Genomic DNA, 10,254 nt, shown 5'->3' on the forward strand with positions numbered 1-10,254 from the left:
TTTGAGGCGCGGGGTCTGGGGCGGAGCCCCAGGGGCTTTTCAGCCGCGCCGGCGTCTGAGGCGGGAACGGGCGAAGGGTGGGGCGGGGAGACGGCTCCGCGCAGCGCTGCACCCACCCCGCGCCGCAGGCCCGCGGCAAACCGTTTACCAGGTCCAGGGGCGGGCCCCATAGGATTGGCCCCGAAACTACACAACACTCACCACCCCCAGAGGATCGCTGCATGCCTGGCATCACGCGCGAGGAGGTCGCCCACCTCGCTCGGCTGGCACGTCTGGAACTGAAGAGCGAAGAGCTCGACCACTTCGCCGGACAGCTCGACGACATCATCGGCGCGGTCGCCCGCGTTTCCGAGGTCGCCGACCAAGACGTCCCGCCGACCTCCCACCCGCTCCCGCTGACGAACGTCATGCGCGCGGACGAGGTCCGTCCCTCGCTCACCCCCGAGCAGGCGCTTTCCGGCGCTCCCGCCCAGGAGCAGCAGCGTTTCAAGGTGCCGCAGATCCTGGGGGAGGACTAATCACCATGGCTGACACCAACATCATCAAGCTGACGGCCGCCCAGACCGCCGAGAAGATCGCCTCCGGCGAGCTCACGGCCGTCGAGGTCACCGAGGCCCACCTCGCCCGCATCGACGCGACCGACGAGAAGGTCCACGCCTTCCTCCACGTCGACCGCGAGGGCGCCCTCGCGCAGGCCCGCGCCGTCGACGCCAAGCGCGCCGCGGGCGAGAAGCTCGGCCCGCTGGCCGGCGTCCCGCTCGCCCTCAAGGACATCTTCACCACGGTCGGCGTACCGACCACCGTCGGTTCGAAGATCCTCGAAGGCTGGATCCCGCCCTACGACGCCACCCTGACGCGCAAGCTCAAGGAAGCCGACGTCGTCATCCTCGGCAAGACCAACATGGACGAGTTCGCCATGGGCTCCTCCACCGAGAACAGCGCCTACGGCCCGACCGGCAACCCCTGGGACCTCACCAAGATCCCCGGTGGTTCCGGCGGCGGCTCCGCGGCCGCCCTGGCCGCCTTCCAGGCCCCGCTCGCCATCGGCACGGACACCGGCGGCTCCATCCGCCAGCCCGCCGCCGTCACCGGCACCGTCGGCGTGAAGCCCACCTACGGCGGCGTCTCCCGCTACGGCATGGTGGCCTTCTCCTCCTCCCTCGACCAGGGCGGCCCGTGCGCCCGTACGGTCCTGGACGCGGCCCTCCTCCACGAGGTCATCGCCGGCCACGACCCGCTCGACTCCACCTCCATCGACGCCCCGGTCCCGCCGGTCGTCGAGGCCGCCCGCAACGGCTCCGTCGCCGGCATGCGCGTCGGTGTGGTCAAGCAGTTCCGCGGCGAGGGCTACCAGGCCGGCGTCGTCCAGCGCTTCGACGAGTCCGTCGAGCTCCTCAAGGAGCTCGGCGCCGAGATCGTCGAGCTGGACTGCCCGTCCTTCGACCTCGCCATGGCCGCGTACTACCTGATCGCGCCGTCCGAGTGCTCCTCCAACCTGGCCCGCTTCGACGCCATGCGCTACGGCCTGCGCGTCGGCGACGACGGCACGAAGTCCGCCGAGGAGGTCACCGCCCTCACCCGCGAGGCCGGCTTCGGCGACGAGGTCAAGCGCCGCATCATCCTCGGCACGTACGCGCTCAGCTCCGGCTACTACGACGCGTACTACGGCTCCGCCCAGAAGGTCCGCACGCTCATCTCGAAGGACTTCGAGAAGTCCTTCGAGCAGGTCGACGTGATCGTCTCCCCGACGACCCCGACCACCGCCTTCGCCATCGGTGAGCGCACCGACGACCCGCTGGCGATGTACCTCGCGGACCTGTGCACCATCCCGACCAACCTGGCCGGCAACTCCGCCATGTCGCTGCCCTGCGGCCTGGCCCCGGAGGACGGCCTGCCGGTCGGTCTGCAGATCATCGCCCCGGCGATGAAGGACGACCGTCTCTACAAGGTCGGCGCGGCCGTCGAGGCCGCCTTCGTCGAGCGCTGGGGCCACCCGCTGCTTGAGGAGGCTCCGTCGCTGTGAGTTCGAGTGCGCTGTCCAAGGCCAAGGGCTTCAAGAAGTCGAAGACCGGGACCTACCTGTCGATGGGCACCACCGCCTTCGGTGCCATCAGTGTGATCAAGCAGGTGCGCAAGGCCCGCACCGAGCACGACACGCTCCAGCTCGTCGACGCCGTCGTGTCCGCCGCCGCCATCGTCACCGGCCTCGCGATCCTGTACCGCGAGCTGAAGCGCCTGGGCGACGACGACGTCCTGCTGGGCTGAGAGGGAAAGTTTCACCGTGACCACCTTCACCGAACTGCTGTCGTACGAAGACGCCCTCGCGTCGTACGACCCCGTCATGGGCCTTGAGGTCCATGTCGAGCTCGGCACCAAGACCAAGATGTTCTGCGGCTGCTCCACCGAGCTGGGCGCCGAGCCCAACTCGCAGACCTGCCCCACCTGCCTCGGTCTCCCCGGCTCGCTCCCGGTCGTCAACGCGATCGGCGTCGAGTCCGCCGTCAAGATCGGTCTCGCGCTGAACTGCGAGATCGCCGAGTGGTGCCGCTTCGCCCGGAAGAACTACTTCTATCCGGACATGCCGAAGAACTTCCAGACCTCCCAGTACGACGAGCCGATCGCCTTCAACGGCTACCTCGACGTCCAGCTGGAGGACGGCGAGATCTTCCGTGTGGAGATCGAGCGCGCGCACATGGAGGAGGACACCGGCAAGTCGCTGCACGTCGGCGGCGCCACCGGCCGTATCCACGGCGCGTCCCACTCCCTGCTGGACTACAACCGCGCCGGCATCCCCCTCATCGAGATCGTCACCAAGCCGATCGAGGGCGCCGGCGAGCGGGCCCCCGAGGTCGCCAAGGCGTACGTGGCCGAGCTGCGCGAGGTCATCAAGGCGCTCGGCGTCTCCGAGGCCCGGATGGACAAGGGCCAGATGCGCTGCGACGTCAACCTGTCGCTGCGCCCGAACGGGACGAAGGAATTCGGCACCCGCTCGGAGACCAAGAACGTCAACTCGCTGCGCTCCGTCGAGCGCGCGGCCCGCTTCGAGATCCAGCGCCACGCGGCGGTGCTCTCGTCGGGCGGCTCCATCGTGCAGGAGACCCGGCACTTCCACGAGGAGGACGGCTCCACCACGGCCGGCCGCATCAAGGACAACGCCGAGGACTACCGGTACTTCCCGGAGCCCGACCTGGTCCCCGTCGCCCCGGCCCGCGCCTGGGTCGAGGAGCTGCGCGCCGCCCTCCCGGAGATGCCGCGCCTGCGCCGCAACCGACTCCGCGAGGAGTGGGGCGTCAGCGAGCACGACATGCAGTCCATCCTCAACGCCGGCGCGGTGGACTCCATCGTCGCCACGATCGAGGAGGGCGCCGACTCGGCGGCCGCCCGCAAGTGGTGGATGGGCGAGCTCGCCCGCAACGCCAACGAGCAGGGCGTGTCGGTCGACGAGCTGCCGATCACCCCGGCCCAGGTGGCCCGTATCGCGGCCCTGGTCGCGGCCGGCGACCTGAACGACAAGCTGGCCCGCCAGGTCATCGAGGGCGTCCTCGCCGGCGAGGGCACCCCGGACGAGGTCGTCGAGAAGCGCGGCCTGAAGGTCGTCTCGGACGAGGGCGCGCTGGGCGCGGCCGTGGACGAGGCCATCGCGGGCAACGCGGCCATCGCCGACAAGATCCGCGGTGGCAAGATCGCCGCCGTCGGCGCCCTGGTCGGCGCGGTCATGAAGACCACCCGCGGCCAGGCCGACGCGGCCCGCGTCAAGGAGCTCATCCTGGAGAAGCTCGGCGTCTCCGAGGGCTGAGCCGGCTGATCGCTTCGCAGGGGAGTGGCCCGCACCGGATCCGGTGCGGGCCACTCCGCCATGTGCGCTGACGGAGACCGGATCACCGGGCTACCCTTGATCGCTGATCAGCCCACCCGCCGCTCTGCTGGGGAGGCAGCCATGGAAGAGCTTCGTGAGTACGACGTCCACGAGGCCGAGGGCCGCTTCTTGCAGATCATGGAGCGGGTGGCCGCCGGCGAAGAGGTGGCGATCACCAAGGCGGGCACACCGATTGCCAAGGTGATTCCCTTGCATCCCGGCGTCCCGCGGACGGGCCGCGGTTCCCTAGCGGGCGCGATCCACATCCCGGACGACTCCGATGAGCTGCCCGGCGACGTTGGCGACGCCTTCGGGATGGGTTGATGGGGTTTTACTGCATGACCATCCGGCCCAAGGAGCGGATCGGGCCGTGGGAAGAGGGAACGGACCTGCTGTCGGTGACGGCGGAGGCGGGGAGCTGCCGATGAGCGCTGCTCCCACAACGTACGGGGGATACGGGTGGAGATCGGGGCGATGGTCGTCGCCGTCGTGGGTGTGGCGGGGACGCTGGGGGCGTCGCTGCTCACGCAGCGGGGCGCGGAGCGGGCGAAGCGGCGGGAGATAGAACTCGTACGGGAGCACGAGGAGGTACGGGAGAACCTGGCCCTGCGGCGCACCTGCTACGCGGCCCTCAACCGGGACTCGCGCCAGTACACCACCGCCCTCAACCGCCACCTGCACGTGATGCGGGAGCAGGGGGTGCAGGACGCGGACCGGGAGGCGCTCGACGCGGCGAAGGCCGCGCACCGGGACACGTACTCCGAGGCGCAGATGATCGCCCCGGACGCCGTGCTCGCCGCCGCGACCGCCGTCAACCACGCCCTGACCCTGGTCTACGGGCAGGTCAAGCGCCTGGAGCGGGGCGCCCCCGAGGCGGGCGAGACGATGGAGACCGTCTCCCGGGCCCAGCAGGCGATCTGGGACCTGCTCAGGGAGATGCGCGCGGCCATGCGGGTGGACCTCGGGGTGTCGGCGGCCGACTGAAGCCGCCGCCCCGCTACTTCCTCAGGGTGGGCGTGCCCAGGACGAGCCGGCCCATTCCGCAGGTGTTCCCCGGGTCGACGTAGGAGATGTCCAGGCGCCGGCCGTTCGCCACGTCGAGCGACAGGGGTTCCGGGGACCCGACCCGCAGGGTCCCGCTCCACACGGACTTCCCGTCCACCCCCACGCTGACGCGCGCGTTCGCGTGCGTCGAGGCGTCGTCGACCCCGGCGACCATGGTCAGGGTCTTCCAGCCGCCGCCCAGGTCGTAGGAGGCCGCCCCGTCGCAGATCTTGTAGGGTCCGGCGGCCACCAGGGCGGTGTCGTAGCGCTGGGAACCGAGCGTGCCGTCACCGGCCTCGAACCAGGCGTACTCGCCCTTGGCGACCGGCTGGAGGGTGGTCAGCGAGACCCCGCCCGCGTCGGACGCGGCAGGGGGCGGAGTGGACGAGCGGGACGCGGACGGGGCCGTCGGCTGCGTGCCTCCCGCACGGTCCGGGCTGCCGTCGCCCTCGTCCCCGAACAGCTTCACGCCGGTGATGACCGCGGTGGCCAGGAGTACCGCGCAGGCGGCCGCGACCAGTACCGGGCTGCGTCGCCGCGCCGTCGGCGCCGGTGCGGGCCGCGCGTCCTGGATCTCTTCATGCGGGACGGAGACCACCGCCTGGCGAACCTCCTGCACCCAGCCGGCCAGGCTCAGCGGCCGCTGCTCCGGGTCGACGGCGCAGAGCGCCGCGATCCGCTCCCGCCGCCCGGGGTCCAGCGCCGCGACCTGCGGCAGCTCCGCCATCGCCTCGGCCAGGAGGCCCGGCGTGCGGGGCGGGGACTCCCCGCTCAGCAGGAAGTAGGCGAGGGCCCCGAAGGCGTACCGGTCCGTGGCGGGGGTGCGGCGGCCGTCGAAGACCTCGGGGGCCGCGTAGCCGGGGGTGAACCAGATCTCCGCCGTGCGGTGTTCGGCGGTCAGCTTGCTGAGGCCGAAGTCGACCAGCGTGGCCTGCCCGTCGGCGTCGACCATCACATTGCCGGGGGAGAGGTCGCCGTGGACCACCTGACGCCCGGACGGGGTGGCCTTCCCCGAGTGCAGCCAGTCCAGTACCTCGGCCAGCTGTTCCAGCGTCCGCAGCACCTCGCGCCGTCCGGCGGGGGTGGAGAGGTCCCGCTCGGCCCGCCAGTCGCGCAGGTCGACGCCGTTCACGCGGTTCATCACCAGCACCAGGGACCGTCCGGACAGGCCGGAGGCCTCACCCGCCCGGTGGATCGGCGGGCCCTCGAAGTGCTCCCGTACACCGACGACCCCGGGGCGGTGGACGAAGCGCAGCAACTCGGCCTGCTCGTTCCACTTCTGGCTGATCCGGGAGAACTCCTCGGACGTGATCGTCGTCTTGGAGTCGAGCACCTTGACGACGACGGGCTCGGCCCCGCCCGCCAGCTCCAGCTCCGCGAGATGGATCACGGCCTCGCCGCCGCGCCCGATGGACCGCAGCAGCCGGTACCGGTCGGGCGCCGAGTCGGGTCCGATGTACAGCTTCTGGCTGGTCAATCCGCCCCCCGGGCCAGTCAGTTGGTGGAGATCAGCTTGGCTGGCCGGGGCGGGTGGGGTCAATGGGAAACGGCGGTCGCGAGGAAGGAGGCCCAGGCGCCCGGGGCGACGGTGACGATCGGGCCGCCGGTCACCTTGGAGTCCCGGACGTGCACGGCGGCGGGGTGGGCGGCCACCTCGACGCAGTCGCCGCCGGCGTCGCCGCTGTAGCTCGACTTCTGCCAGTGGTACGCGACTTCGACGCAATTACCGCCCGCATCGCTGCTGTAGCTCGACTTGAACCAGGCCAGTTGGTGGGTCATGACTCTCCTAGCAGGTCGTCCAGCAGGCTCTTGCTGTGCTCGATGGAGAGCGCCTGCGAACGCAGCATCCCATACTTGAGATGGAGGAGATGGACCTCGTCCGGGTCGTCCTGGAGGAAGCTGACGTGCTGCCCCTCCAAGTAGCCGAGCTGATCGTGATCTGGGGTCTCCAGGAGTACCAACGGGCCAGCGAGACCGGCGTGGGAGTCGCGGTCGGTGCGGATGATCTGGAAGCCGACGAAGGGCAGTTCGGCCATTGCGCGGAGATGGCGCAGTTGTCCCCTTAGGACGGCTCGACCGCCGATGGGGCGCTCCAGCAGGGACTGTTCGACGATGAAGTGCATCACCGGTGGCTGGGGCGCCCGTTGGAAGAGCTTCTGCCGGGCGATGCGGTCCTCTGTCTGCTGGCTGATCTGGTCCGTGGGCATGGGTGGGTAGAAGTTGGAGAAGACTGCCGCCGCGTACTCGGGGGTCTGGAGCAGTCCTGGAACGGCTGCGTTCTCGTAGGAAAACAGGCTCAGCGCTTCCTCTTCGTGCTCCATGTACTCCCGGGCGAAGGCTGGATATCGCTCGCGGCGTGGAATGGCTGCCGCCGCGTCATGAAGCACTCCTTTCGAGTCGAGGTGGTTGTCGAGGACCTCGGCCATCCGGACGGATAGCGGCCTCCGGCCCTGTTCCACGGAGGCGATGGACTCCACGTCGCAGAAGGCCAGTTCGGCCAGTTGCACCTGGGTGTACCCGGCGCGCTTGCGCTGATGGGCCAGCAGGACGCCGACGACCTTCCAAGAGGCGTTGCGCTTGGGCCTGTTGCTCTGGGGCATGCCGGACACTTTCCCCCCTCCCGGCCCGGCTGACCCGCGAACCGCACGTACACCACCCGTACAAAACCGGTGTACGAGCTATTTCTGTAGTGATCGATAGAGAAAGCGTGTACCGTTGAATCTGTAACGACCGCTAGGGAAATGAACGAGGTCCTGCCATGTCTGTCATCACTGCTGCCTACGCCCGTACCGTCCGCAAGGAAAGCGGCGGTCCCGGTCTGCTGCTGGCCCACGGTGGAGGCGGCGGCGTCGAGAGCAACTTCGGGGTGATCCTCGACGCGCTCGCCGCCGAGTACAGCGTCGTGGGCGTCGACTACCCGGGGGCCGGGGAGACCCCGGTGGCCGAGGGGCCGCTCCGGCTGGACGAGCTGGCCGATCAGCTGGTGGCCGCCGCCGACGCCGAAGGGCTGGAGACCTTCGCGGTGCTCGGGTACTCCCTCGGGGGGAACGTGGCGCTGCGGATCGCCGCCCGGTATCCGGAGAGGGTGACCGCACTCGTGCTCACGGCCACCTTCGTGCGCGCCGGCAACCGGCTGAAGTTCGTCGGCGACCTGTGGTCGGGGCTGGCCGCACGCGGGGAGAACGAGCTGCTGGCGCGGCTGATGGTGCCGCTGGCGCTCAACCCGGCGGTGCTGGAGGGGCTGAGCGCCGAGGAGGCCGAGGAGGTGGTGCGGGCGACCGCCGCTTCCGTGACGGCCGGCACGGTGGGGCAGGTCGACCTGATCAAGGGGGCCGACCTGCGGGCCGAGGCCGCCGGGGTCTCCGTGCCGGCCCTGGTGATCGCGACCACCGAGGACCGGCTCGTGCCCCTGGAGCTCCAGAAGGAGCTGGCCGAGGCCGTGCCGGGCGCCCGGTACGCGGAACTGCCCACCGGGCACCTCCCCTTCGCCGAGCGCCCGGCCGAATGGGCCGCGCTGATCACGGAGTTCCTCAGCGAGCAGCGGCCTGCCGGTTGAGGAAGGCCAGGCGGGCGGGCTTGGCCGGGAGGTAGACCTCGGGGAGGTCGATCTCCGGGAGTTCCACCTCCGGGCCGAGCTCGAAGCCGGAACGTTCCAGCAGGGCGATCGCCTTGGCGTTGCGGGCGTCCGGCTCGCCGACCACTCGCACGGCACCGCCGTCCTTGAACAGGTAGGCGATGAAGGCCTCTATCAGGGCCCCGGTGAAGCCGTGCCGGGCCGGGCCCTTGGTGGGGCCGATCAGCAGGTGCACGCCGACGTCCCCGGGCTGGACCTCGTAGCACTCGCTCACCCGGTCCTCGGCGCAGTCGTACGTCTGGAAGAGCGCGACCTGCTCCCCGTCGAGGCTGACCATGAACGCGTGGTGGGTGGTGCGGCGGTCCACGTCCTCGTAGATCTCCTGCACCAGCTCGCGGCTCGCCTCACCCATGCCCCAGAAGCGTGCCCGCTCCTCGGTGACCCAGCTGTGGATCAGGGCGGCGTCGGCGGCGGGCTCGACGGGGGTGAAGGAGACGGTGCCGAAGCCCTCGACGGGGTGGGTGTAGACGGGGGTGCGGGTCATGAGCGTTCCTTGGTGAGGCGGGTCCAGTCGGTGACGACGGGGACGAGTTCGCAGCGGGCCCAGAGCGGGAGCTGGTCGCGGTGGTGAGGGGAGCCGGTGACGCCGTCGGCGCCGAGCGGGACCGCCCAGAGGCTGTTCTCGCGGTCGGCCAGGTCCCAGACGTAGCGGGCGGCCGAGGCCCGGGCGACGGTGTCGGTGACGCCGGGGACGGACGAGGTGGCGTTCACGCAGTCGTGGTCGCCACCCAGGCCGGGCCACTCGGCGTCCGGGTCCGGGACGGCCTGCCAGGGGGTCAGGCGGTGGGAGTCCGACCAGGGGGCCTCGGGGGCTTCGGCCGCCGCCGTCTCCTCCAGGGCGGCGCGGACGTGTGCGGCGCGGTCCAGGCCGGGGAGGAGGTGCGTGGTGAGGAGGCCCTCCAGGGCGTAGCCGACGCGGGGGATCAGGTACAGCCAGGGGTGGAACACCTCGGGGCCGTCGGGGGCGCCTGCCAGCTCCGCGAAGACGGGGTCGGCCGCGAGACGGCGTACGACGGCCGTGCGGAAGGAGGCGAAGACGGCGGCGTCGGTGCTGTCGGCCTCCATGCGGCGGTCCCAGTCCAGCAGCCGGTCACGGAGCCGGGCCGCGGCGGGGGAGAGGGGTTCGAGGCCGGGCAGCAGGGCGAGGAGCGGGGCGGCGGAGGCCAGGTGGGTGTCGCGGTGGACGTCCGCCATCGCCTTCGGGGACCAGTCGGCCGAGTCGCTGAGCAGGGCGCGGATCCGGTCGGCGCGGTGCGGGGGAGCGAACTCCACGCCGAGCGGGGACGCGATCCCGCGCGCGTTCGCCATCACGGCGAAGCCCCGCACCGGTTCGGCGGGGGTCTCGGCCCAGCCGCGCCAGGCGTGGCGGGCGTCCCAGGCGGGCACCGGGCGCAGCCGGTTCGCGGCCTCGCGCAGCGGGACGGCGCCCGCGACGCGGTGCAGCAGGCCGCCCTCGGAGTCGGCGGCGTGCACCACGTTGACGGGCTCGGCCCAGCCGTCGAGGGCCCGGTCCACGTCGGCGACGGTGCGGGCGCGCAGCAGGGCGGGGAGGGCGGCGAAGCCGAGGTCGGCGCGGACACGGGGCGGGTAGCGCAGGGAGAGGGCGCGGGAGTCCTCGTTGACGATCACCGGGCCACGGGCCGTCTCCAGGATCTCGACCTCGACGTCCTCGGCGCCGGCCACGGTGATCGTCTCGGTGTGACGGGCGACCGGTTCCCAC

General features: G+C 71.2%; 12 protein-coding genes. 7 read left to right on the forward strand and 5 right to left on the reverse strand.

All coding sequences use genetic code 11. The annotated features are described in order from the left end of the window. Nucleotides 1-221: 221 nt before the first annotated feature. The 6 genes from gatC to VR44_RS24680 all read left to right on the forward strand — a co-directional run bounded on the left by gatC (nt 222) and on the right by VR44_RS24680 (nt 4,840). Nucleotides 222-518: an Asp-tRNA(Asn)/Glu-tRNA(Gln) amidotransferase subunit GatC gene (gatC, locus tag VR44_RS24655; RefSeq protein WP_007266718.1), complete on the forward strand. Its 297-nt coding sequence runs from the start codon at nt 222-224 to the stop codon at nt 516-518. Between the two features lie 5 nt (nt 519-523). Continuing rightward, complete coding sequence (gene gatA / locus VR44_RS24660; protein ID WP_045949779.1) at nt 524-2,023, forward strand: Asp-tRNA(Asn)/Glu-tRNA(Gln) amidotransferase subunit GatA; 1,500 nt, start codon at nt 524-526, stop codon at nt 2,021-2,023. 62 nt (nt 2,024-2,085) lie between these two features. After that, nucleotides 2,086-2,265, forward strand: coding sequence for a hypothetical protein (locus tag VR44_RS24665; RefSeq protein WP_245692157.1), 180 nt, complete (start codon nt 2,086-2,088; stop codon nt 2,263-2,265). 16 nt (nt 2,266-2,281) lie between these two features. Next, nucleotides 2,282-3,796, forward strand: a complete 1,515-nt coding sequence (gene gatB / locus VR44_RS24670) for an Asp-tRNA(Asn)/Glu-tRNA(Gln) amidotransferase subunit GatB (RefSeq protein WP_094191885.1) — start codon at nt 2,282-2,284, stop codon at nt 3,794-3,796. A gap of 141 nt (nt 3,797-3,937) precedes the next feature. Beyond that, nucleotides 3,938-4,180 (forward strand): type II toxin-antitoxin system Phd/YefM family antitoxin, encoded by a 243-nt coding sequence (locus VR44_RS24675; protein WP_045949781.1) that lies wholly within the window; start codon nt 3,938-3,940, stop codon nt 4,178-4,180. 135 nt (nt 4,181-4,315) lie between these two features. Further along, nucleotides 4,316-4,840 carry a hypothetical protein gene (locus tag VR44_RS24680; protein ID WP_245692156.1) on the forward strand — a complete coding sequence of 175 codons (525 nt, stop codon included), beginning with the start codon at nt 4,316-4,318 and terminating at the stop codon, nt 4,838-4,840. 13 nt (nt 4,841-4,853) lie between these two features. Here VR44_RS24680 and VR44_RS24685 read toward each other — a convergent pair whose 3' ends face one another. From VR44_RS24685 to VR44_RS24695, 3 genes are read right to left on the reverse strand one after another with little or no spacing between them, the layout of a single operon-like run. Beyond that, nucleotides 4,854-6,377, reverse strand: coding sequence for a serine/threonine protein kinase (locus tag VR44_RS24685; RefSeq protein ID WP_094191886.1), 1,524 nt, complete (start codon nt 6,375-6,377; stop codon nt 4,854-4,856). A 59-nt stretch (nt 6,378-6,436) separates the two neighbouring features. After that, complete coding sequence (locus VR44_RS24690; protein WP_045949782.1) at nt 6,437-6,679, reverse strand: DUF397 domain-containing protein; 243 nt, start codon at nt 6,677-6,679, stop codon at nt 6,437-6,439. Further along, a complete protein-coding gene (locus VR44_RS24695) occupies nt 6,676-7,500 on the reverse strand; it encodes a helix-turn-helix domain-containing protein (RefSeq protein ID WP_045949789.1) in 825 nt (274 codons plus the stop codon). The genes VR44_RS24690 and VR44_RS24695 overlap by 4 nt, the downstream gene beginning before the upstream one ends. A gap of 158 nt (nt 7,501-7,658) precedes the next feature. On the opposite strand from VR44_RS24695, the gene VR44_RS24700 reads away from it, so the two are divergent. Further along, a complete protein-coding gene (locus VR44_RS24700; protein WP_045949783.1) occupies nt 7,659-8,456 on the forward strand; it encodes an alpha/beta fold hydrolase in 798 nt (265 codons plus the stop codon). On the opposite strand, the gene VR44_RS24705 is transcribed toward VR44_RS24700, so the two are convergent. Together VR44_RS24705 and VR44_RS24710 are read right to left on the reverse strand one after the other, a co-directional pair. Continuing rightward, nucleotides 8,431-9,018, reverse strand: coding sequence for a GNAT family N-acetyltransferase (locus tag VR44_RS24705; protein ID WP_045949784.1), 588 nt, complete (start codon nt 9,016-9,018; stop codon nt 8,431-8,433). The two genes, VR44_RS24700 and VR44_RS24705, sit on opposite strands and share 26 nt — an antisense overlap. Continuing rightward, a partial coding sequence (locus VR44_RS24710) for a penicillin acylase family protein (RefSeq protein ID WP_045949785.1) occupies nt 9,015-10,254 on the reverse strand: 1,240 nt, incomplete at its 5' end. The genes VR44_RS24710 and VR44_RS24705, both read right to left, overlap by 4 nt.

The sequence above is a fragment of the Streptomyces katrae genome (assembly GCF_000966975.1).
In the GTDB taxonomy this organism is placed as follows: domain Bacteria; phylum Actinomycetota; class Actinomycetes; order Streptomycetales; family Streptomycetaceae; genus Streptomyces; species Streptomyces katrae.